We start from the raw sequence: 21,933 nt of genomic DNA, 5'->3' as shown, positions 1-21,933 counted from the left end.
ACCCAGGACCACGCCGCCGCCGCGATCGCGGACAAGGGCATTCCGGTCTTCGCCTACAAGGGCGAGACGCTGGAAGAGTACTGGGAGTTCGCCGACGCCATCTTCCATTGGCCGAACGGCGAAACCGCCAACATGATCCTGGATGATGGCGGCGACGCGACCATGTATCTGCAGCTGGGCGAGAAGGCCGAAGCGGACCCCAACTTCCTCGGCGAGCCGAAGTCCGAGGAAGAAGGCTATCTCTTCCAGACCATCAAGAAGCGCATCGAGGCCTCTCCGGGCTGGTTCGCCAAGGCCAAGGCCGCCATCAAGGGCGTGTCCGAGGAAACCACCACCGGCGTGATGCGTCTGTATCAGCTGGCCAAGAAGGGCGAGCTGGCCTTCCCGGCGATCAACGTCAACGACTCCGTGACCAAGTCCAAGTTCGACAACCGCTATGGCTGCCGTGAAAGCCTGGTGGACGCCATCCGTCGCGGCACCGACGTGATGATGGCCGGCAAGACCGCCGTCGTCTGCGGCTATGGCGATGTGGGCAAGGGCTCGGCGGAATCCCTGCGCAGCGCCGGTTGCCGCGTGTCAGTCACCGAGATCGACCCGATCTGCGCCCTTCAGGCGGCCATGGACGGCTATGAGGTCGTCAAGCTGGAAGACGCGATCAAGAACACCGACATCGTCGTCACCGCCACCGGCAACAAGGACGTCGTCACCGTCGACCACATGCGCACCATGAAGAACATGGCGATCGTGTGTAACATCGGCCACTTCGACAACGAGATTCAGGTCGAGGCGCTGAAGAACTTCCAGTGGACCAACGTCAAGCCGCAGGTCGACATGGTGGAGTTCCCAGAAGGCCACAAGATCATCCTGCTGTCTGAAGGCCGCCTGGTGAATCTGGGCAACGCCAACGGCCACCCCAGCTTCGTGATGTCTGCGTCCTTCACCAACCAGGTGCTGGCCCAGATCGAGCTGTGGACCCGCGGCGATCAGTACGACAACCAGGTCTACATCCTGCCCAAGCATCTCGACGAGAAAGTCGCCGCCCTGCACCTTGAAAAGCTGGGCGCGCAACTGAGCGAGCTGTCGCCGGAGCAAGCCGACTATATCGGCGTCGAGCAGAAAGGCCCGTTCAAGGCCGAGCACTATCGCTACTAATCCTCGGCGATCGCCAAACCAGAAACCCCGCCGGAGCGATCCGGCGGGGTTTTTCATATCCGCTTCTTGCCCTTCCCGCGCTCCCGGCACACTGTGCGCGCCATGCGCCTGATCCTGATCCCGACCTGTCTCGCCCTGTCGCTCTCGCTCGCAGCTTGCGGCTCGAGCCCGGAGCTGAACCCGCTGGCCGATCCGCGGCTTCAGCCCTTCATCGCTACCTCCGACATGCCGGTCCCGCCCAATGTGGAGCGCGCCGCAAGCTCGGATCAGTGTGCGGGCGAGCCCTTGCGCGCGATCAACGCCAGCCTGCCCGACTATCCCGCGCGCGGCTGGTCGCGCGGCCTGCAGGGCTGGTCCATCGTCCAGTTTGACGTCACGCAAGCGGGCGAGGTGGCGAATGTATCCATCGCGCGCGGCGTGCCCGGCGGCAGCTTTGATCGCGAAGCCCGGCGCGCGGTCGAGGACTGGCGCTTTGCCCCGCTCAACCAGGGTGCAGGGCTGCAAGGCTGCGTCGTGCTGTTTGAATTCACCCAAGGCGAAGTGCGGATTCGGTGAATCTGATCATTCAATTTGAGTTGAAACTTAAGCCTTTATTGACCTTGTCCACAGCGCAGCGCGGTCAATTCACGGCCGGGATTCCTCTGCCCATCGCGTCTCAATTCACCTTCCGGTAAGATGTGATTCGCACGCGTGCGCGTTTTCAGCGGGATGGCGCACCAGGCAATTGGGGAAAAGGCGCGTCATGACCGCAGCCGAACCGGTACAACTGGCCACACTCATCGTCACGGGCGGCTCGGTCGCCTTCGCCCTCGCCTCGTCTGTCTGGGCCTATCGATTGACCGCGGGCGCCCGCAAGGCCCGCAAGCTCTGGCGCGACCGCCTTCTGGCTGCTGAAGACCGCGCCGAACGCAATACCAGCCTGTTCGCCGCCCATCCCGGCGTGGTCGTGGTCTGGGATGTTCCGCCCCAGTCCGAGGCGGAGCACTGGTCCGCGCCCAAGCTCTATGGCTCGCCCGCCGCGCTCGCTTCGCTGCTGCAATTCGCCGAGCTGAGCCAGTCGGCCGGCGCGAACGGGCAGATCGCCACCGACATTCTCGACAGCATTTCCGAGTTCAGCGCCCGCAACGCCTCTGGCGAAACGGTGAGCTTCCGCGATCGCGCCCGCGCGCTGATGGCGGAGGGCCAGCCCTTCTCGCTGACCCTGACGGGACGTTCGGGCCGCAAGATCCAGGCGGATGGCCGCCCCGCCGGGCGTCAGCTCGTGATCTGGCTGACCGACACCGCCCTGCGCCAGACCGAGGGCGCGTCCGATGATGAGATCAGTCATGATGATCCCATCGGCTTCATGGACATGATGGGCCGCAACCCGGTTCCCGCCTGGCGCATGGACCAGAAGGGCCGTCTGAACTGGGTGAACAACGCCTATGTGAAGGCGGTGGAAGCGTCGGACGTCGCAGAGGTGATTGACCGTCAGCTCCTTCTGGAGCCGACCCTGGGCGAGCAGGCGCGCGACGTGCTCAACTCCGGCGATCCGCGCACCGGCGCCCGCGGCGTGGTGCTGGCGGGCCAGCGCCGGGTAATGTCGGTGACGAGCTATCCCGTACAGGGCGGGGTGACCGGCTTTGCCGTGGACGTGACCGATGGCGAGGAAGCCAAGGCGGCGCTCAACCGTTTCCGCGAAGCCCATGACCTGACGCTCAACCACATGACCGAGGCGGTGGCGATCTTTGACCGCGCCAAGAAGCTCGTGTTCTACAACCGCGCCTTCAGCCAGATGTTCAATGTGGAAGAAGCCTTCCTCAATGATCGCCCGGCTCATGGCGTGTTGCTTGATCGCCTGCGCGAGAAGCGCCGCCTGCCCGAGCAGGCCGATTACAGCGCCTGGCGCCAGGCCGAGCTGTCGCGCTACGAAACCGCGCCGAACCAGGACGCCGAACCGGACGAGCTGTGGGCGCTGCCCGACGGCCGCACCCTGCGTGTGGCGCGCCAGCGTCACCCGATGGGCGGGCTCCTGCTGATCTTCGAGGACATGACCGACCAGCTCTCCTTGCAGGCGCGCTACAACACCCAGCTCAAGGTGCAACGCGCGACGCTGGACAAGCTGCACGAAGCTGTCGCCGTGTTCGGATCGGACGGGCGTCTGAAGCTGCGCAACGCGGCCTTCGAAACGCTGTGGAAGCTCGACCCGGAGCGGCTGGACGGCGTGCATTTTGACGACATGGTCGCCTCCTGCACCCCGCTCTATGACAATGCCGAAGCCTGGGGACAGCTCAAGGCGCGCATTACCGATCCCAGCCCGGAATCGCGCAAGGCCATGACCGGCGAGATCCGCCGCGCGGATCATTCCGTGCTGACCTGGCTGACCCGCCCCCTGCCCGATGGCGCGACGCTGATCGCCTGGGATGACATCACCGACAGCCGCCGCATCGAATCCGCCCTGCGTGACCGCGCCGAGGCGCTGGAAGCGTCCGAACGCATCAAGACCGAATTCGTCGAGCATGTGAGCTATCAGCTGCGCACGCCGCTGACGACGATCCATGGCTATGCCGACCTGCTGGCGGGCGGCTTCGCCGGCGATCTGTCAGACCGTCAGAAAGAGCATATGGGCGCGATCCAGACCGCCTCGGCGCAGCTGGGCAAGCTGATCGACGACATTCTGGACATTGCCGCCATTGACGCTGGCCAGCTGGAAATGGAGCTCGGGGACGTGAATGTGCACGCCCTGGCCGAGGAATCCATGGAGCTGATCGCCTCGCGCGCCGAGCATTCGGGCATCAAGCTGACGCTGAACGCCGACGAGGACGGCCCGCTGATCCGCGCCGACGGAAAACGCCTCAAGCAGGTCATCTACAACCTGCTCACCAACGCCATGGATCACGTCAATCCGGGCGGCGCGGTGGAAGTCGGCGCTGAGGTCGCGGGCGATGACGTGTCGCTCTGGGTGGCTGATGACGGCGTCGGCATTGCGCCCGACCGTCAGGCGAAGATCTTCGAGCGCTTCGAGCGCGGCGATGGCGGCGGCGCGGGCCTGGGCCTGGCCCTCGTCAACGACATTATCCGCCTGCATGGCGGCTGGGTGGAGCTTGAAAGCGAGCCGGGCGAAGGCACGCGCGTGACCTGTCACCTGCCCCGTCTGACCAGCTCGGAAGCGGCGCCGGAGCTCGATCTGCCCGGCAGCCACTCCCTGAGCGCGGAATAGACGTCAGGCGTTGGCCTGACGTCCCGCCTCATCGCCTTCCAGCCCCAGATCCCGGAACAGGACCGTATCGGTATCCTGATCGGGGTTCGGCGTGGTCAGAAGCTCATCGCCCACAAAGATCGATCCGGCGCCCGCCAGGAAGCACAGCGCCTGCAGCTCCCGCGACATGGTCTCCCGCCCTGCGGAGAGACGCACCACGCTCTTGGGCATGATCAGGCGCGCGGTGGCGATCGCGCGCACGAAGTCGAGCCCGTCCAGGCTCTCCGACCCTGACAGCGGCGTGCCCGCCACGTCCACGAGATGGTTCACCGGCACGCTTTCGGGATGCACAGGCAGGGTCGCCAGCTCGGTCAGAAGCCCGATCCGGTCCTCCTTGCTTTCCCCCATGCCGATAATGCCGCCGCAGCAGGTCTTCATGCCCGCCGCACGCACCTTGGCGAGCGTGTCGATCCGGTCATCCCAGGTGCGGGTGGTGATGATCTGCTTGTAGTATTCCGGCGAGGTGTCGAGATTGTGGTTGTAGTAATCGAGTCCCGCCTCGGCCAGGCGCTCGGCCTGACCCTCGCCCAGCATGCCCAGCGTCATGCAGGTCTCGAGCCCCAACCCTTTCACCCGACGGATCATGTCATGGATCTTCGGCTCGTCGCGCTCCTTGAGCTCGCGCCAGGCCGCGCCCATGCAGAACCGCGTCGCGCCTGAATTTTTCGCTTCAATCGCCTTTTTCTCGACCTCTTCGGGATCCATCAACTTGGACGCCTTAAGACCCGTGTCGAAATGGGCGGACTGATTGCAATAGCCGCAGTCTTCCGCACAGCCGCCGGTCTTGATCGACAGCAGGCGCGATTTCTGCACCGTATTGGGGCGATGCACCCGGCGGTGCAGGCTTTGCGCGGCGAAGATCAGATCATTGAACGGCGCATCATGGAGGGCGGCGACCTCATCACGGGTCCAGTCGTGACGGGGTTCGGCCAGACGGTCGAGATCGGTGAGAAGTGTGGACATGAGCGCCTCTGAGCCTTTGGAAAATCAGCGAGACGGTAGAAAGCCCGCCGCCGGGCCGCAAGCCTTGCAAGTCAGCCCGGTGCAGGCGCGGCTGGTGCTGCTGGTCGCCGCGCTGTGCGTGTTCGGCGTCGCATTGCTGCCGGCGCCCATCGAGGAGCCTGTTCTGTTCGGCGTCGACAAACTCAAGCATATCGCCGCCTTCCTGGTTCTGACCGTGCTGGCGCGCGCCGGATGGCCGTCCCTCCGCCTCTGGACCCTCGCGCTTGGCCTGACCGGTTTCGGCGTGGCCATCGAACTGGCCCAGGGTCTGAGCGGGTGGGGCCGGACCGCATCGCTGGCGGATGTCATTGCGGACCTGATCGGCCTGGGACTGGGCGTCGCCCTGATCGACGGGGTCCGCCGCTTGCGGGTCCGCCTGCGCCCATAAGAAAACCCCCGACGCCGCGCGCCGGGGGTTTTGCCGTCAGGATGCGAAAGGATCGCTAGATGATCGTTTCGCCGTGCTTGACCTTCTCGTCGGCTTCGCGCGCCATGGTGGCGACAACGCCCGAGAGCAGAAGGATCGCCAGCAGGTTCGGGAAGGCCATCGAGGCGTTCGCGATATCGCCAAAGCGCCACAGGGTCACGGTGTCGACCACCAGACAGCCAACGAACACGATCACGACCCAGACATAGCGGATGATGTTGGTCACCCAGTCGCCGAACAGATAGCTCGCGGCCTGCTGGGCATAGTAGGACCAGCCGATGATCGTGGTGAAGGCGAACAGCGCCAGCGCCACGGTGATCACGAACTGACCTCCCGGAATGGCGCTCGCAAAGGCCGCCGTGGTGATGGCGGACGAGTTCAGTGTGGACTGCCAGGCGTAGGAGACGACGCCGCCGCCCTCCGCCGGATAGGAGCCTTCGGCCACCAGGATGACCAGGGCCGTCATGGTGCAGATCACGATGGTGTCGATGAAGACGCCGATCATGGCGATCTCGCCCTGGGCCACTGGGCTCTTGGTCTGGGCCGCCGCGTGCGCGATCGGAGCGGAGCCCTGACCGGCCTCGTTGGAGAACAGGCCGCGCGCCACGCCGTAGCGGACCGCCTGCATCACGCCATAGCCGGCTGCGCCGCCCACCGCTTCATGCCAGCCGAAGGCGTGGCTGAAGATCAGGCCGAAAGCCTCGGGCACGTGAACGATGTTGATGCAGATCACCACGAAGGCCACGGCCACATAGAACAGCGCCATGAAGGGCACGACCTTGCCCGCCACCGAGCCGATGGACTTGATGCCGCCGACAATGACCAGGAAGACCAGCGCCGCCAGCGCCAGGCCAACGCCCCAGGTGGGGATGGTGAAGTTCAGCTCATTGCCGGTCTGAACCACGGATTCGGTGATCGAGTTCGCCTGGATCATGCCGCCCGTCGCGACCGCGGAGATCAGGGTGCCGATGCAGAACAGCATGGCCAGCCAGCCGAACCAGCCGCCAAAGCCGGCGCGGCCCTTGTTCAGGCCATTCTTGATGTAGAACATCGGACCGCCATGGATCCGGCCATCCGGGTGGGTCTCGCGATATTTCACCGCGAGGCTCGATTCCGCAAAGGCGCAGGCCATGCCCAGAAGGGCCGTGATCCACATCCAGAAGATCGCGCCCGGACCGCCCAGCGAGATCGCGGTGGCCACGCCGGCGAGATTGCCCGTGCCAACCTGACCGGACAGCGCCGTCGACAACGCCTGCCAGGGGGTGATGTCGCCCGCCTCGCCCTGCGACTTGCGACCCGCCCAGAGCTCCTTGAGCGCCGGCGCGAAGCGCAGGACCGGACGTCCGCCCAGTCGGATCATGTAGTACAGGCCGGTGCCCAGCAGCACGACGGCCAGAAAGCCCAGCGGCAACACCTGTGAATCATTCCAGGTGCCGCCCCAAATGAAATTGGAGACGTTGTTGATGAGGCCATCAAGGCCGGAAAAAAGATCGCCCACGCCGCTCCCCTTGCGTTGGTTGTGTTTAATCGTTGGGGCGGACTTTAATCGGCTTGGTCAAAAGTACAAAGAGGTCAGGCGCCATCGTGTATTATGTTTAAGCCTATGACGCGGAGCTGTAGAGATTGACCCTGAAAGGCTTTTGGGGACACGTCGGCCTGCCCGGTCAGGATGGATCCCGCAGGGCGAGCACGCGCCGACGCAGGAAATCGACAAACCGTCCCTCGGTCTCCCGGCTCGCCTGTTCATCATATCGCAGGGTGGAGTCCGGATGGTGGTCGGGCTCGTCAAAGGCATGGGTCACGCCCCCTAGCACCGACCAGCTGACCGGCGCCCCCTCCTGGCGCGCCCGGCTGAAGACCACCGAGGCGTCCGCTTCGCTGGCCATGGAATCGCGCTCCACCAGAATGGCTTCAATGGGAATATCCCTGAGCCAGTCATGGCGCACAGCCAGGGACGGCCCGCTGACATAGGGATAGACGAGAAACGCCCCACGCACGCCTTCAAAGGGCTGGGCCGGCGCATCGGACAGTCCGTCAGGCGGCAGCGCCATCCGCGCCAGCGTCAGCGCGTCCAGCAGGGTCCAGCCGCCATGGCTCCAGCCGGCCAGCGCCAGCCTGCGCGGGTCGATCCGGGCGTCCTGTCGGATCAGGGCGAGCGCGGCATACACATCCGCCGCGCGCTCGCGGCCCCACAGCCTGTGCCCGGTGCAGACCTGGGCCAGCGCCTCTTCATAGCTGATATTGCGGGCCCGCAGGCTGTCCACGATCACCGCCGCGACGCCGGACTTCACCGCCAGAGCGGCGTAATTCTCGGTGACCTGGCGAACGCCGCCGCACCCATGAAACAACAGCACCGCCGGAAACGGGCCCTCGCCCGGCGGATAGGACACCCGCACATAGGGCTCCAGGAAGGCGGCGTGTTCCGCGAACGGTTTGCGCGCCATGTGCTGGCCGCGCAGTCGCCGATAGAGCGACCAGGCGATGTAGAGCGCGAATGCGACAACGCCAGCGCCCGCCATCGCCAGAACCCAGATCAGCAAATCCATGTCACGCGCCCAATCCTGATGGTCTTGTCCTCATGACTAAGCCCATCAGGATCAGGGTCAAACACGAAGAGTCTAGTGACGGAAATGGCGCATGCCGGTGAAGACCATCGCCAGGCCCGCCTCGTCAGCAGCCGCGATCACGTCTTCATCCCGCACCGAGCCGCCCGGCTGGATGACGCAGCGCGCGCCTGCCTTGGCCGCTTCCAGAAGTCCGTCCGGGAAGGGGAAGAACGCATCGGACGCGCAGGCGGAGTTCGCCGTGCGCGGTGCATCCCAGCCATTTTCCTTGGCGGCGTCCTCGGCTTTGCGGGCTGCAAGTCGCACCGCTTCCACGCGCGAAGTCTGGCCCATGCCGACGCCCGCCGTCGTACCGCCCTTGGCGAAGACGATGGCGTTCGATTTGACGTGCTTGACCACGCGCCAGGCGAACATCAGATCCGCCAGCTCTTCCTCGGTCGGGGCGCGCTTGGTCACCACCTTGAGATCGGACGGCAGGATATGGCCGGTATCGCGTTCCTGCACCAGCAGACCGCCCGCAACCGCCTTGGTGGTCCAGCCCGGCTGGGTGGGGTCCGCGAGGGCGCCGGTGAGCAGCACCCGCACATTCTTCTTCGCGGACAGGATGTCGAGCGCAGCCTCGTCCGCGTCCGGGGCGATCACAACCTCGGTGAAGATCTTGGTGATCGCATCCGCCGTGCTGGCGTCCAGCGTGCGGTTGAACGCCGCGATGCCGCCAAAGGCCGAGATCGGGTCCGCGGCGAAGGCGCGCTCATAGGCAGTGGCGAGATCATCCGCCGCCGCGGCGCCGCACGGGTTGGCGTGCTTGATGATCACGGCTGCGGCGCGGTCCTCGGGATCAAACTCGCTGACGAGTTCAAAGGCGGCGTCCGCATCGGCGATATTGTTGTAGGACAGGGCCTTGCCCTGGATCTGGCGCGCCGTGACCACGCCCGGACGCTGTTCGGCGGCTTCATAGAGCGCCGCATCCTGGTGCGGGTTCTCGCCATAGCGCAGCTTGTTCAGACGGCGACCGCCAATGGTGAACCAGCTATGGGCCGGTTTCTCGACTTCCGGCTCGAAGCGCGCGGCGATCGCGCTGTCATAGGCGGCGGTGCGGGCGAAGGCCTTTGCGGCCAGATGGCGGCGAATGGCCAGCGTGGTCTCGCCGTTATGGGCGGCCATGGATTCCAGCACCTTGTCGAGATCGCGCATGTCGGTGCACACGGCCACATGATTGTGGTTCTTGGCGGCGGCGCGGATCATCGCCGGCCCGCCCACATCGATCTTCTGGATGCAGGCGTCGATGTCGGCGCCGGAACGGGCGGTTTCCTCGAACGGATAGAGATTGACCACCAGAAGGTCGATCTGGGGAATGCCATGTTCCGCCATGGCCGCCAGATCATCCTCCCGGTCGCGCCGGGCCAGCAGACCGCCATGGATGCGCGGATGCAGGGTCTTGACCCGGCCATCCATCATTTCGGGATATTCGGTGACGCTCGAGACGTCGCGCGCCTCCAGTCCGGCGTCGCGCAGGGCCTGCAGCGTGCCGCCTGTGGACAGAAGCTCGACGCCCGCTTCCGCCAGCTTGGCGGCGCGTTCGGCGAGACCGGTTTTGTCGGAAACGGAAATCAGCGCCCGCTTGAGCGGGGCAAGGCCGGAATCATCCATGGAAACGTCCTCCCATACGGCGCCAAACTAGCTGCGCCAGGAACGAAGACGGCCCCTTATCACGCGTCACGCGCGGCGGGAAGCGTCTGACTGATCGCCGTCACGCCTTCTGGCCAGCCGGCTTCGATGACCAGTTTTAACCGATTGCGCACCTGATCGTCATCGCGGCGCTGCGCCGCGGCGATCAACTGCTCCAGCGCGGACTCCACCCGGGCCAGATCCAGATCCGGCGTCTGGATTCGCAACACCCCGGCCGGACCGGCCGGCGAGACCCGTTCAAAGGCATGGGTCAACGCTTCATGCAGCTTCTCGCCCGGACGCATGCCGGTATAGATGATCGGCACATCGCGCTCGGGCTCCAGCCCGCGCAGGCGGATCAGCTGCCGCGCCAGGCGCGAGATCAAGACCGGTTCGCCCATGTCCAGAAGGAAGATATCCCCGCCCTCAAGGCCCACAGCGCCCGCCTGGGCGCCCGCTTCCAGCACCAGGCCGGCGGCTTCCTCCACAGTCATGAAATAGCGCGTGGTCTCTTCATGAGTGACTGTCACCGGGCCGCCCTGGGCGATCTGGCGCTCGAACAGCGGCACCACCGAACCGGCGGAGCCCAGCACATTGCCGAACCGCACGGAGGCCAGCTTCATGGGCTCGACCTTGCTGGCCGTTGCGGCGAGATAGAGCTCCACTGCGCGCTTGCTGCCCCCCATGATCGAGCTGGGATCGACCGCCTTGTCAGTGGAGATGGACACCACGGCGTCCACGCCGGCCGCGGCTGCGGCCTCGACCACATTGCGCGTGCCCATCAGATTGGTGCGCACGGTTTCGGAGACATTCTCCTCCATCAGCGGCACATGCTTGAGCGCTGCGGCGTGGAGGACGACTTCGGGCTGCTCTTCGGCCATCAGCACATCCAGACCCTTGCGGTCCTTGATGTCGCCCAGCACCGAGCGCCAGCTGGGCGCGTCCGGCATGGACTGCAGCACCATGTCGATCTCGTAGAGATTGGGTTCGGCGCTATCGAGCAGGATCAGGCGTTCAGGCTTGAGCGCCGCCGCCTGGCGCACCAGCTCGGACCCGATCGTGCCGCCCGCGCCGGTGACCAGCACCCGCTTGCCGGCGATCAGGCGGCGCGCGCCGTCGCGCGCCAGGGCGCGGGGCGGGCGGGCCAGAAGGTCAGACGCCTCGACCGAGGTGAAGGCGCGCACGCCATTGCCGCCGCGCGCCCGGCTCAGCTGCACGCCGGTGCGGCCCGCCACGCGCGCCACTTCATTCACCAGCGCCGCATCCGGATTGGGATCGGCCAGGACGATGCGCACCGGGCCGTCGCCCGCCTGTCGCTTCACCCGCAGCACGGCGCGGGTCAGCTTGTCGGGTCCGCCCTCGATGGGAATGCCGTAGAGCGCGCGACCGCCCGCCGTGCCCTCGGTCTCCACCAGCGCGCGGAAGCGGAAGCTGGGGCCGGAGGCGCGGCGCAAATGCGCCTTGAGCACATCGGCCAGATGCTCGCGCGCGCCGACCAGGATGGCCATGGGCGCGCTTTCATCGCCGCGCTGGACCAGCGATCTGAGATCGCCGGAGCGCCAGGCGGCCGCCGCCACGCGCGGCGCCACGAGAAGGAAGACCAGAAGCGGAGCGGACAGGGCGAAGGTCGAGCGCGGGAAATCCTCCAGCCGGTTCATGGCGAAGAAGACCGGCAGGAAGATCAGATGCGACAGCAGCACCGCCTGCACGATGGGCAGCAGGTCCGGCATGGACATGTGACGCCACAGGCCGCGATGAACGCCGAGCACCAGGAAGACGGCGGCGCTGATCGGCGCGAACACTGCCGGCGCGAGATACTCAAGCGGTCCGGGCGGTACGCTGTATTCGGAAAAGTGATAGCGGATCATCAGGCTGGCGAACATCGCCATGGCCGCCGCCAGCGTATCGTACAGCAAGACGAGACTGGTCGTCAGCGCCACCCCGCGAGGCGGCGTCGTCTGCGCTTGCTCCTTGGCGTTCTCGCTCATATCGCCGCCTTCCCCCCTGCGACAGCGCAATCGATCCTGGACCCGCCTGCCATGTTTACCCCGCCGCCCCCACGCGGCCCAAGCGCTGAAACGCCCATCGGACCCGGTTTGGCGGACGTTCGCCCCCACCATAGGGCTCCGCTTCGCCCGACACCACCAGCTGTGTCGACCGTTCGGGCTTGCCCCCTGCCGCCAGATAGACGGAACGCTCGAGGCGCACTGGTCCCCCATCGGTCCGGAAGCGCCAGCCATCACCATTACCCGCAACCAGAAGTGCGCTCAAGGAATCCCTTGAAAGAGAAGCACGAACGCTGGGATGCAGGTGGAAGCGGATGGAGAAGCGATAGCGCAGTTCGGGATTGTCCGGCGCGCCGTCCTCGACGGGGCGATACAGGCTGTCCTCCCCGCGCAGATCTCCGCCATCAGACGCCAGAAAGAGCCGGCGGCGCAGGGAGAGGCCGAACTCGCGGCGATAGCCTTCATGGCTGGCTTCCAGCCAGACGCCGAGATCTTCCTCATTGCGTCGCGCCTTCACCGGCTCGGGTCCGGCAGCGACCCGCGGCCCCAGCAGGGCCCGGGCCCACCCCTGGGCGACAAGCCGCGTTGAAGAGGTTTCCTCCAGAGTAAGCGCTGAATGGGCGGCCGTCGCCCGAACCGCCTCGCGCCAGGTGCGCGGCTGATCCGCGGACCAGCCGCAATTGACCACCAGACGCCCGCCGGGAGCGGCGAATTCAAAGGCCAGCGCGCTGGCGTGAACATCCGCCGAATGCGGACCCGATGGCGGGCCTGCGGAATCCATGATCAGCACGGCGCCGCCCGCTTCCACACGGTTGAACCCGCTGTGCGGCGCGACATTGAAGCCACGCCCCTGACCACCGCCCACATGCTTGAGCGCGGTCTCGATGGCGCGGGAATCCCCTTCATCCCCGCCATGAAAGACGGTCAGCCCGCCGCCCGGCATGCGACAGAAGCGGATGAAGGCCGCCGTGCGATCCATCGCACGACTGACCTCGGAGGACAGGCTGAGTCCGCGCGCATCGGCGGCGCGGTCGAGAATGACGAGCGCAATCAGGACATCCGCCGCGACGCGCGGATTGCGGCTGGCGTGGCCGCCATCAGGCAGGATCTGGCTGGTCAGCTCGCGATCAAGCGCGCTCTGGGCCTGGGTCTGCAGCTTGGCGGGCAAGTCCAGGGTCAGCGCGGCCAGACGCAGGGTGATAGCAGCGAAGAGCCGCGTCTTGTCCTGGGGCATGAGCGACAGGCAGCGCGCCAGACGCAGACCCTGGCGCACCGCGGATTTCAGCCGCTTCGGCGTTTCGGGGTCCTCGGAGGCGAAGACGGTTTCGCTTGCCAGCATCCAGGCCCACAACCGGCCTTCGAGCACATGCGGCTCCCAGCTGAACCAGTTCCATTTGCCAAAACGCGCCAGCCAGTCATCGACCAGGGCGCGCGCCATGGTCGGCGCCTCGGGGTCCTCCACCGCCAGAAGGTCCGCCAGCCAGTCAAACCGGTGCAGGCTTTCGGCAAAGCGTTTGGACGGCGCTGTCCGGTCCCAGACCGACTCCTCCTCGGACACTTCCAGCATTTCGCCCGCCAGCGCGAACCGACCGCCCAGCAGGGCGGCGCCGCGCGCCTTGTCGCCCTTGATCAGCGCTTTGGGCCGCACGGCCAGCGCTTCGGGCGCACGCTGGCTCTGGGTCAGCATGCGATAGGGCGGGGCCGCATTGAGCAGATCTGACATTTCCCGACGACCGCGCAGCGCCAGGGCGGCGGCGATCTCACGGGTCCTGGGCGGGCGTTTCATCAAGGCCTCAAACGCCACGCAATGCGGCAATGTTCCCGGCATAGGCGCCGGGACCGCCCTTGAAGACGGCGGAGCCTGCGACAAGCGCATCTGCGCCCGCATTGATGCAGTGCTGGGCGGTTTGCGGGTTCACCCCGCCATCCACCTCGATCATCGTGTCCAGCCCCCGACGCTCGATGGTCTTGCGCAGGGTTTCGATCTTGCGCAGCTGGGAGGTCAGGAAGCTCTGCCCGCCAAAGCCGGGATTGACGCTCATGATCAGGACGAGATCGAGCTCGTCGAGCACATAGTCGATCATGTCCAGCGAGGAGCCCGGATTGAGCGCCGCGCCGGCCTTCACGCCATGGCTCTTGATGGTCTGCACGGTGCGGTGAAAGTGCGGGCCCGCCTCGGGATGGGCGGTGATCATGTCCGCGCCCGCCTCGGCGAAGTCGGCGACATAGGCGTCCACCGGCGAAATCATCAGGTGCACGTCAAAAGGCTGGTCCGACCAGGGCCGCAAGGCCTTCACGACCGCCGGGCCAATGGTCAGATTGGGCACGAAATGCCCGTCCATGACGTCGATATGGATCCAGTCGGCGCCCGCGGCGTCGATGGCTTTGACCTCGTCTCCCAGCCGGGCGAAATCAGCAGACAGAATCGAGGGTGAAATAATCGTCGAACGAGCCATGCTGATTGCGTATCAGCGGCCCGCATTTTGGGCAAGATGCGGCGGCGGCTTTCACGCCTTTCACGTCAGTTTGTTCGCCGGATTCAGAAGCCTCGGAAAAGCGCCGCAGAGAGACGCCTTCCCGAGGCCGCTGATGGATCAGCCCACCGCGCGATGCCCGCGCATGCGCAGGCACTCCACCACCATCTGGCGCCGCTCGTCGCGGGTTTCGAGCGAACCGCCCAGAGCGCCCGCCGCCGCCCCCACCACGGCGCCGGCAATCGCGCCTTCGGTGTCGGTCACATCGTCATCGGCCAGACCGGCCAGTGCGCCGATGCCAGCGCCCACCGCCATGTCGGTGCGGGTTTCGGAGTTCAGATAGGCCCGCTCGCGCGCCAGCGCCTGGCACGCCTGAAGATCCGCCTCATAGGCCACGGAATGCGGACCATCCACGATCGGGGCGTAATCGGCGCCGCCGCCAGCGCAGGCGGTGATCATCAGGCCGGAGGCGATCACGGTCATCAGAATAATCGGTTTCATGGGGAGTATCCTTTCTTGTTGTTGCTCTTTTGGATTTGAGGATCAAAAGCGGGCGCGCACGGTCAGCGCGATCCGGTCATCAGAATGGCGGTCATCACCCCAGCCGCGGCCATAGCTGAGCCCGGCGGTGAAGCGTTCGGCGATCTGCGCCTCAAGGCCCAGACGGGTCTCGAAACTGTTCTCCGCCAGCCCCTCGCCGAACAGCGTCACCGGGTCAGCCGTGTTGTCGATCAGCTGTGAGACGAGGCTGTGATCGGCATTGCTGCGCCAGGTCCAGCCCACAGCGCCCACAGGGGCCACGGTGACGTTCTCCGCCACGCGCCAGCCGTCCATGCGCACATCCAGATGGGTGTCAAAGCGCCAGGCATTGAGCGATTGCGCGCCATAGCGCAGCGCCAGACCGGTCGCGCCGGTCTCGGTCGCGCCATCGATACGGATCGCGTCATATTGCAAGGAATTGCTGACCTGCAGGTCGAACACTCCCCACTCATAGGCCGAATCACTCAAAAGGCTCGCCTGCCAGGCCTCGCCGTCAAAGCCGGTGCGCGCGGACAGACCGCGCACACCGGTCTGGCGCACGCCATCCTCGAAATCGAGCCAGCTATGGCTGACCGCCGCCGTCAGGCCATAACCGTCTTCGGCATAGCGCAGGAAGCCCGTCAGAGTGGTGGCGGCGTAGTCCTGACGATCCCCGTTGCCAAAGCGGATCTCGGCGTCGTCATGGCGCAGGGCCGCGCCGGCGCTGAACACGTCGGTCAGACGATAGGCGCCGCCAAAGCTCAAAGCTTTCAGACGAACGTCCGCCGTAAGGCCGTCAAAGTCGAACTTCACGTCCTGATAGGCGAGATCACCGAACACGCCCGGCCCCTGACGCGCACCCGTCCAGACCGATTGCTCGCTCATCTCCAGCCCGGCGGCGACCAGCGAGGGCAGCATCAACGCAGGCCGCGCGGCCTCGCCATTCGCGCCCGCCAAGGTCGCCTGCCACCATTGCGCGGTCAGAAGCTGACCGGCTTCGGTGAAGTGCAGATCATCGAGGAACAGATAGCGGTTCTGCCCCGCCATATCAGGCGCGCAGACCGTGTCGGCGTCTTCAAGATAACACTCGCGATCCACTTGATCGAAGCCCAGTGCTGCGGCGTTATCCCGGATATAGGTGAGGAACGCCTCGTCCCGCACCGTCACCAGATTGACGCCCGCCGCATCCGCGGCTGCGACCGCCGCATCAAACAGGGCGATATTCGCCGCATCCACGGCTTCGGCGAAGGCGGCCTGAGCCTCGGCGTCATCGCGCACCAGCGGGGCGAACTTGATCGGGCGCACTTCCGCCATCAGCACGGTCTTCACGCCCAGCGCGCCCAGGGTGGTGATGTTGTCCGAGCCCGCTTCGGCGATATCGGCGATGATCGCATCGAAATCCTCGCCCGCCGCGGCGCGATCCATCAGATCGTTGGCGCCCGCCATGATGAAGGCGACATCGTCTGCGCCAACGCTGGCCTCGCCCGCCTCGACCATCTCCGCAAAGATCGCGGTCTGGATCTGCACGCCCGTATAGAGGCCAAACTCGGCCAGATCGCCGCTTGCGGTGATATGAGCGCCGGAGAAAGCGAAGTTCACATTGTTGCTGTCGCGGTCGGGGTCGAGGACAATGTCCACATCCCGGCCCATCATTTCTGACCAGACCAGACCATTGGACAGGCGACGGAAGCCATTATTGGACGAATAGGGGAATTGGGTCTCGCCGCGCTGCTCCAGAAGGGCGGCGTGATTGCCCTGCCCGGTCGAGCTGTCGCCAAAGAAATACCAGTTCCCGTCTCCGGGTTTGGCGTAACTCGCCCCGCCCAGCGCCAGCGCGGCGAAGCCCCCGGCCATAAGGGCGCACCCGCCCCGCAACGCGCACAGAGCCGTGCGCGCAGTCATACTGCGTTTCATAATGTCTCTCTCCTGAGGAAGGGTCCGCCTGTCAGGACCCGAATCTTGGGCCGCGCTTACCGCGCAGCGTCAGTCAGGTGTCCGGGCCGATCATCGGCGGTCCGGACACGGCATGCGCAACGCCGGGCGGCGCTGTCGTCATCTTGGCGACGGGCGCGAATAGCGCCCGAACTGCTGTGTGCGCCATCCTGGCGTCTCCTGCAGTCTCCGCCGACCGGGTTTCCCGTGTCCAGGCGGAAGGGTTGACCAACCAGCGGGGACGATGCCCCCTTTCGTAGGCGCCGCCCTTTCAATCAGGGCGGCAATCGCTACGTATTATGTAGCAAGAAGTACTGCTACGCTTTCCGTAGCGCAAGTGACCATTTCGAGGAGAGATTGTGGCGAAACTGACCGAATCCTCGCGCCCGGTAATGGCCCTGTTTGAAGTCCTGGGTCAGAAATGGGTGCTGCGCATCATCTGGGAGTTGCGCAACGGCCCGCTGACCTTTCGCGAGCTGCGGGCCCAGTGCGACGAGATTTCGCCAACCGTCCTCAACCAGCGTCTGGCGCTTCTCAAAGAGACGCTGCTGCTGGAAAGCACCGATGAAGGCTACAAGCCGACCGCCCTGCTCGAGGAGCTGGGTCCGGTGCTGTACGCCCTGCGCGACTGGTCGAACATGTGGGCGGAAACCCGCGTCGCGCACGGGCATGACGTGTGAACGCATCTCAGGCCTCTGCGGATCGGACGCGGACGGGGCGGAAGCGCTCGCGATATTCGCGCACCGTCACCCCGAGATGCTTGTGAAAGGCCCGACGCATGCGTTCGGCCGCGCCAAATCCTGATTTGAGCGCAATCAGGTCAATCGTGTCATCGGACTGCTCCAACCTGACCCGGGCATCCTGCAGCCGCGCCTGCTCCACATAGGTGGCGGGCGTCTGGCCGGTCTCGCTCTTGAACTTGCGGGCAAAGCTGCGCTCGGACATGCAGGCGAAATTGGCCAGCTGGGTCACGCTCAGCTCGTCGGTGAGGTTCGCGAGTATGTGCTGGAGCGTACGGTTGATCGGCCCGTCATCCACTTGCTGAGCCACCAGCTGGGCGCTGAACTGGGCCTGTCCGCCCGGCCGCATCATGTACATGACATTATAGCGGGCGACCTTGAGCGCCATGTCATGCCCCCAGTCCGCCTCCACCAGCGCCAGCGCCAGATCCATGCCCGAGGTCACGCCCGCAGAGGTCCAGTACTTGCCGTCGCGCACATAGATGGCGTCTGCATCGAGCGCGATCTGCGGATAGCGTTTGGCCATCACCGGGCACCACCACCAATGGGTGGAGGCGCGCCGACCGTTCAGAAGCCCCAGCTCGGCCAGGATGAAAGAGCCGGTGCAGATCGAGATCACCCGCTCGGCCTCGCCATCCGCCCAGCGCACGAACTCCAGCAGGCGCTGATCCTTGAGCGCGGCCTGGGTCCCGTGCCCGCCCGCAATCATCAGCACATCCACCGGCAGACCGCTCTCGCGCGCCTGATCAAAGGTCATGTCCGGCATAAGCGACAGGCCCGAGGTGGTGCGGATGGGCGTTGCGTCAGCAGCGACCAGGGTCAGCTCATAGCCACCCACCCCGCCATCCTTGAACAGCTTCACGCCTGACAGCACCTCCATCGGCCCGGTGATGTCGAGCACATGGGCGTCAGGGTAAGCCACCATCACCACATGGATGAGCGGCGCGTCGGCGGCGGGGCGTGCGGCTGTCGTGTTCATGTGGCGGATATTGCGCGCTTTTCCCAAAACCGTAAGGCCGGAAAAAACGCAAATCCCGCCAATCGCGCCTTATTGGGTCCCCAGAAGGACCGGCAGGGCGTTCAGCACGCTGCGTGGCAGCGAGCCCTGATAGCTCGCAGCCTCAAGCCGGTTGAGCGCATCCTGATCCAGCCAGACGCCATTCGCCATGACCGCGGCGGGATATTCCACACTGGACACATCACTGAGCGGATCGCCGGAGACGAGGAGGAGGTCGCCGCGCATGCCCGGCGCGATGACGCCGCGATCGTCCAGCCCGAACACACCGGCCGGCGTCACTGTCGCAGCCTGCAGCGCCTCATAGGGGGTGAGCCCGGACAGGACGAGCAATTCAAGCTCCCGCGTCATTGCGCGACCGGGAAGGTTGGTGAAAATGCCCGCATCCGTGCCCGCAATCAGGGTGACGCCCGCCTCGTGCATCATCCCGGTGGCGCGCTGATAGAACTGACGCCTCACCTCTTCCCGGAACGCTGGATCCTGACGGGACCAGAAGTCATAAACCCCCGCATCCACCTTCACATAAAGCGGGTTCATCGACGCAACGCCGTCGCGCTCCAGATACGCGCCATCGCTCTCCGCGACCCGCACCAGATTGTCATGGGCGATCAGGGTCGGCGTCACCACCGCGCCCGCCATCGCCATTTCTTGCGCCAGCACCTCCATCCGTTCGGCGTTCAAGCGGTCGCGCAAACCATGCCAGACAATGGATTCGGTGTGCTCGATCGTCAGGAAGCCGTCATCGAGCACGCTCAAGAAGGGGATCAGGAAATCGCGCTCGAGCGGAATGCCTGGCTCGCGGACCCCTTCGGGCGTGTGGCCAGACACGGTCATGCCCAGCGCCCGCGCCTCCTCAAGCACGCCGCGATACGCGTCTTCCGTCAGGTTGGAATAGACCTTGAGATGCTCGAAACCCTGCTCATGCTGGCGGCGCACCGCGGCGCGCGCCTCGTCCTGCGTCATCACCAGCACATGGTTCTGCTGGGCGTTGGGACCGGGAGAGTTCAGAATCGGACCGGTCGTGAGCAAGGTCGGGCCCAGCAGCGCCCCGTGCTCGATCCTTTCTGCCCAGCGCAGATGCACCTCGAGACCCGACACATTGCGCACGGTCGTCACCCCATGTGCGAGATAGGCGGCGAGTTCGGGCACATCCCAGACATGCACATGGGCGTCGATCAGCCCCGGAAGCAGCGTCTGACCGCTGGCGTCGACCCGCAGCGCGCTTGCGACGCGCGGATCCCCATCCAGCCCGCCGTGATCGGCGATGGCGACGATGACGCCGTCGAGCACGAGGACGTCCTTGTGGAGTTCGACCTCTGCAGCGCCTGGACTCATGGACACCAGACGCACATCCGAAATCAGCACCGCCGGCTCAACCGACGCACTGACCAGCGCGCCCGGCCATCGGAAGAATGCCGCCCAGATCCCAGCCGCCAAAAGCGCCAGAACCGTCAATCCGATCGTCAAGATCCGCATGCCGCCCCCCATAACTGGCCCCAGTCTGGAATCGCGCACATCGCAAGGGAAGCGCAAATCCGGACCGGGGCTGGGCGTTTCACGCCATTTTCAGCGTCAGGGGCGCGGCGCCCCAGCGGTCAGGGGAAAGGCCAGGGGCCGCAAGGGCGCAGCGTCCGCGCCCCGCAGCTTCAACCCGCCGCCCACAAAGGCGAACTCATGCACGCCGGCTTGCGCCAAGCCTTCAAGATTGACCAGCTCGAGAATGGGTACGCCCTGCTGGGCCAGCAGATAGGTATGAACGGGCACATAATTATGCGGATCTTCGGACGGGAAGGCCTCAAAGCTGAGATTGTCCGCGCCCACGACCATTGCGCCCGCCTCCTCAATCAGGAAGCGCGCCGCTTCCAGCCCCAGGCCGGGCGGGTTGCGCATGTACCGCCCGGCGTCCTCATAAACCTGCATCCGGCCGGTCCGGATCAGCACCACATCACCGGTTTGCAGCGTGACGCCCTGCTGTTCCGCCGCGCCCCGCAAGTCATCCGCCGTAATCCGATAGCCGTCCTCCAGCATGCTCAAGCCCTTGTAGCGGGCCAGGTCCAGCATGACCCCGCGCGCCACAATGGGCGGCAGAGCCTCCGCCCCGCCCACGCGCCAGCCGCGATCGCCCAGATGGTCCTCAGCGGAGAACCCGTTCCAGACCTCACCGTTCAGACCGAAATGGACCAGCGCATCGATATGGGTGCCGGTGTGGGTGTACATCGCCACCGCCGCCCCGGTGTAACCCACATGGGCGTTCATCGCGTGACCGACGCCGAGAGGGTCATCAACTTCGGTCCCATGGGGCGTATGGGTCATCCAGATGCGGTAATGGGGGTCGCCCGCCGCCTGCCAGCTGGGCATGCCGATGAAATACTCCACCGACAGGTCATGGGGCGCGCCGCCGGAAATCCGGCTCAGGATCGCGGCCTGACTCTCGTCCGTCATGAGGTTGAGCCGGCCGATTTCGTCCTCAGCGCCCCAGGGGCTGACGCCGACCTTGGCCGGCACATCTTCCGTCTGCGCCTGGGCGGGAAAGGCGATAAGGGCGAAGGCCGCCAGACTGGCCCACAGATGCGGTTTCATGCCGACGCCTCCATCATCCGGGCCGCATCCGCGCCCCGCAGGAAACGAAGCGTCAGCTCCGCCACACGAACGCCCAGCCGGGCTGCGGTTTCCCGGTCCGACCCTGGCGGCGCCACATCCGGGCCCTGATCATTATTGGCCTGCGCCATCACACCGATGGAGGCGCCGATCCGATTGAGATCGTCCACGCTGGCGGTGGAGCTGTTATTGCCCGGCAGCTGATCGAGACTGACCCAGATCATGCCGTGCTGGGCGGCGAAGGTGGAGAGCTGGCTCAGCGTGGCGAACTTGTCGCCCGCCTGGGAGCTTGAGACCGTGAAGCCGGCGGCGAGCTTGTTGGACCATCCGCGCGCCAGCCAGGTCGCCGAAGTCAGGTCCATGAAATGCTTAAACGGTCCCGAGACCGCGCCCATATAGGTGGGCGAGCCGAAGATGATGGCGTCGGCCTGGCCCAGCGCCTTCCAGTCCGGGTCGGACAGGCTGACGACATCGATGAGCGCGGCCGTGGCGCCCGGTACACGCGCCACGCCTTGGGCGACAGCGTCCGCCAGCGCCCGGGTATGGCCATATCCGGAATGATAGGCGATTGCGATATGAGCCTGCATGAGGATCTCCC

Annotated in this window: 18 protein-coding genes; 5 read left to right on the top strand and 13 right to left on the bottom strand. The window is 65.6% G+C overall.

Annotation, left to right across the window (positions count from 1 at the left end; translation table 11 throughout):
- The 3 genes from B2Z70_RS13630 to B2Z70_RS13620 form a co-directional block, all read left to right on the top strand.
- Window positions 1-1,152, top strand: a 1,152-nt coding sequence (locus B2Z70_RS13630) for an adenosylhomocysteinase (protein WP_292983940.1), incomplete at its 5' end; no start/stop codon positions are given.
- A 102-nt stretch (window positions 1,153-1,254) separates the two neighbouring features.
- Window positions 1,255-1,707, top strand: a complete 453-nt coding sequence (locus tag B2Z70_RS13625) for a TonB family protein (RefSeq protein WP_292983939.1) — start codon at window positions 1,255-1,257, stop codon at window positions 1,705-1,707.
- 187 nt (window positions 1,708-1,894) lie between these two features.
- Entirely contained in the window at window positions 1,895-4,351 is a 2,457-nt protein-coding gene (locus B2Z70_RS13620) for a sensor histidine kinase (protein ID WP_009802628.1), read from the top strand.
- A 3-nt stretch (window positions 4,352-4,354) separates the two neighbouring features.
- On the opposite strand, the gene bioB is transcribed toward B2Z70_RS13620, so the two are convergent.
- A complete protein-coding gene (gene bioB, locus B2Z70_RS13615) occupies window positions 4,355-5,353 on the bottom strand; it encodes a biotin synthase BioB (RefSeq protein ID WP_009802627.1) in 999 nt (332 codons plus the stop codon).
- On the opposite strand from bioB, the gene B2Z70_RS13610 reads away from it, so the two are divergent.
- A complete protein-coding gene (locus B2Z70_RS13610) occupies window positions 5,352-5,780 on the top strand; it encodes a VanZ family protein (RefSeq protein ID WP_292983938.1) in 429 nt (142 codons plus the stop codon). The genes bioB and B2Z70_RS13610 overlap by 2 nt on opposite strands.
- Before the next feature lie 55 nt (window positions 5,781-5,835).
- Here B2Z70_RS13610 and B2Z70_RS13605 read toward each other — a convergent pair whose 3' ends face one another.
- From B2Z70_RS13605 to B2Z70_RS13570, 8 genes are all read right to left on the bottom strand, one after another.
- Complete coding sequence (locus tag B2Z70_RS13605; RefSeq protein WP_292983937.1) at window positions 5,836-7,317, bottom strand: alanine/glycine:cation symporter family protein; 1,482 nt, start codon at window positions 7,315-7,317, stop codon at window positions 5,836-5,838.
- 166 nt (window positions 7,318-7,483) lie between these two features.
- A complete protein-coding gene (locus B2Z70_RS13600; protein ID WP_292983935.1) occupies window positions 7,484-8,365 on the bottom strand; it encodes a dienelactone hydrolase family protein in 882 nt (293 codons plus the stop codon).
- A gap of 72 nt (window positions 8,366-8,437) precedes the next feature.
- Entirely contained in the window at window positions 8,438-10,033 is a 1,596-nt protein-coding gene (gene purH / locus B2Z70_RS13595) for a bifunctional phosphoribosylaminoimidazolecarboxamide formyltransferase/IMP cyclohydrolase (RefSeq protein WP_009802622.1), read from the bottom strand.
- Window positions 10,034-10,092: 59 nt separating this feature from the next.
- Window positions 10,093-12,039 carry a polysaccharide biosynthesis protein gene (locus B2Z70_RS13590; protein WP_009802621.1) on the bottom strand — a complete coding sequence of 649 codons (1,947 nt, stop codon included), beginning with the start codon at window positions 12,037-12,039 and terminating at the stop codon, window positions 10,093-10,095.
- Window positions 12,040-12,094: 55 nt separating this feature from the next.
- Window positions 12,095-13,843, bottom strand: a complete 1,749-nt coding sequence (locus B2Z70_RS13585) for a heparinase II/III family protein (protein ID WP_292983931.1) — start codon at window positions 13,841-13,843, stop codon at window positions 12,095-12,097.
- Between the two features lie 7 nt (window positions 13,844-13,850).
- Window positions 13,851-14,513 carry a ribulose-phosphate 3-epimerase gene (rpe, locus tag B2Z70_RS13580; RefSeq protein ID WP_009802619.1) on the bottom strand — a complete coding sequence of 221 codons (663 nt, stop codon included), beginning with the start codon at window positions 14,511-14,513 and terminating at the stop codon, window positions 13,851-13,853.
- Window positions 14,514-14,651: 138 nt separating this feature from the next.
- Window positions 14,652-15,032 carry a YMGG-like glycine zipper-containing protein gene (locus B2Z70_RS13575; protein WP_292983928.1) on the bottom strand — a complete coding sequence of 127 codons (381 nt, stop codon included), beginning with the start codon at window positions 15,030-15,032 and terminating at the stop codon, window positions 14,652-14,654.
- A gap of 42 nt (window positions 15,033-15,074) precedes the next feature.
- Entirely contained in the window at window positions 15,075-16,964 is a 1,890-nt protein-coding gene (locus B2Z70_RS13570) for an autotransporter domain-containing protein (protein WP_292983926.1), read from the bottom strand.
- Window positions 16,965-17,341: 377 nt separating this feature from the next.
- Here B2Z70_RS13570 and B2Z70_RS13565 point away from each other — a divergent pair, with 377 nt between their 5' ends.
- The gene (locus B2Z70_RS13565) at window positions 17,342-17,662 is read left to right on the top strand and encodes a winged helix-turn-helix transcriptional regulator (RefSeq protein WP_206740504.1); all 321 of its coding nucleotides are present in this window, start codon (window positions 17,342-17,344) and stop codon (window positions 17,660-17,662) included.
- Between the two features lie 7 nt (window positions 17,663-17,669).
- On the opposite strand, the gene B2Z70_RS13560 is transcribed toward B2Z70_RS13565, so the two are convergent.
- The 4 genes from B2Z70_RS13560 to B2Z70_RS13545 all read right to left on the bottom strand — a co-directional run bounded on the left by B2Z70_RS13560 (window position 17,670) and on the right by B2Z70_RS13545 (window position 21,922).
- Complete coding sequence (locus B2Z70_RS13560) at window positions 17,670-18,701, bottom strand: GlxA family transcriptional regulator (protein WP_292983923.1); 1,032 nt, start codon at window positions 18,699-18,701, stop codon at window positions 17,670-17,672.
- Between the two features lie 69 nt (window positions 18,702-18,770).
- A complete protein-coding gene (locus B2Z70_RS13555; protein ID WP_292983922.1) occupies window positions 18,771-20,213 on the bottom strand; it encodes an amidohydrolase family protein in 1,443 nt (480 codons plus the stop codon).
- Window positions 20,214-20,309: 96 nt separating this feature from the next.
- Window positions 20,310-21,317, bottom strand: a complete 1,008-nt coding sequence (locus B2Z70_RS13550; RefSeq protein ID WP_292983921.1) for a cyclase family protein — start codon at window positions 21,315-21,317, stop codon at window positions 20,310-20,312.
- Window positions 21,314-21,922 (bottom strand): flavodoxin family protein, encoded by a 609-nt coding sequence (locus B2Z70_RS13545; RefSeq protein WP_009802611.1) that lies wholly within the window; start codon window positions 21,920-21,922, stop codon window positions 21,314-21,316. The genes B2Z70_RS13550 and B2Z70_RS13545 overlap by 4 nt, the downstream gene beginning before the upstream one ends.
- Window positions 21,923-21,933: the final 11 nt, after the last annotated feature.

Origin of the sequence: Oceanicaulis sp. UBA6590 (assembly GCF_002433705.1) — a bacterium.
Taxonomy (GTDB): Bacteria; Pseudomonadota; Alphaproteobacteria; order Caulobacterales; family Maricaulaceae; genus Oceanicaulis.
This window is presented reverse-complemented; position numbering and strand designations above follow the sequence as displayed.

Excerpts from the sequence above, each read along its gene's own strand:
- B2Z70_RS13625 (WP_292983939.1), top strand. The coding sequence starts at position 1,255 with ATGCGCCTGATCCTGATCCCGACCTGTCTCGCCCTGTCGCTCTCGCTC.
- B2Z70_RS13620 (WP_009802628.1), top strand. The coding sequence starts at position 1,895 with ATGACCGCAGCCGAACCGGTACAACTGGCCACACTCATCGTCACGGGC.
- B2Z70_RS13610 (WP_292983938.1), top strand. The coding sequence starts at position 5,352 with ATGAGCGCCTCTGAGCCTTTGGAAAATCAGCGAGACGGTAGAAAGCCC.
- bioB (WP_009802627.1), bottom strand. The coding sequence starts at position 5,353 with ATGTCCACACTTCTCACCGATCTCGACCGTCTGGCCGAACCCCGTCAC.
- B2Z70_RS13600 (WP_292983935.1), bottom strand. The coding sequence starts at position 8,365 with ATGGATTTGCTGATCTGGGTTCTGGCGATGGCGGGCGCTGGCGTTGTC.
- purH (WP_009802622.1), bottom strand. The coding sequence starts at position 10,033 with ATGGATGATTCCGGCCTTGCCCCGCTCAAGCGGGCGCTGATTTCCGTT.
- B2Z70_RS13590 (WP_009802621.1), bottom strand. The coding sequence starts at position 12,039 with ATGAGCGAGAACGCCAAGGAGCAAGCGCAGACGACGCCGCCTCGCGGG.
- B2Z70_RS13585 (WP_292983931.1), bottom strand. The coding sequence starts at position 13,843 with ATGAAACGCCCGCCCAGGACCCGTGAGATCGCCGCCGCCCTGGCGCTG.
- rpe (WP_009802619.1), bottom strand. The coding sequence starts at position 14,513 with ATGGCTCGTTCGACGATTATTTCACCCTCGATTCTGTCTGCTGATTTC.
- B2Z70_RS13575 (WP_292983928.1), bottom strand. The coding sequence starts at position 15,032 with ATGAAACCGATTATTCTGATGACCGTGATCGCCTCCGGCCTGATGATC.
- B2Z70_RS13570 (WP_292983926.1), bottom strand. The coding sequence starts at position 16,964 with ATGAAACGCAGTATGACTGCGCGCACGGCTCTGTGCGCGTTGCGGGGC.
- B2Z70_RS13560 (WP_292983923.1), bottom strand. The coding sequence starts at position 18,701 with ATGAACACGACAGCCGCACGCCCCGCCGCCGACGCGCCGCTCATCCAT.
- B2Z70_RS13555 (WP_292983922.1), bottom strand. The coding sequence starts at position 20,213 with ATGCGGATCTTGACGATCGGATTGACGGTTCTGGCGCTTTTGGCGGCT.
- B2Z70_RS13550 (WP_292983921.1), bottom strand. The coding sequence starts at position 21,317 with ATGAAACCGCATCTGTGGGCCAGTCTGGCGGCCTTCGCCCTTATCGCC.
- B2Z70_RS13545 (WP_009802611.1), bottom strand. The coding sequence starts at position 21,922 with ATGCAGGCTCATATCGCAATCGCCTATCATTCCGGATATGGCCATACC.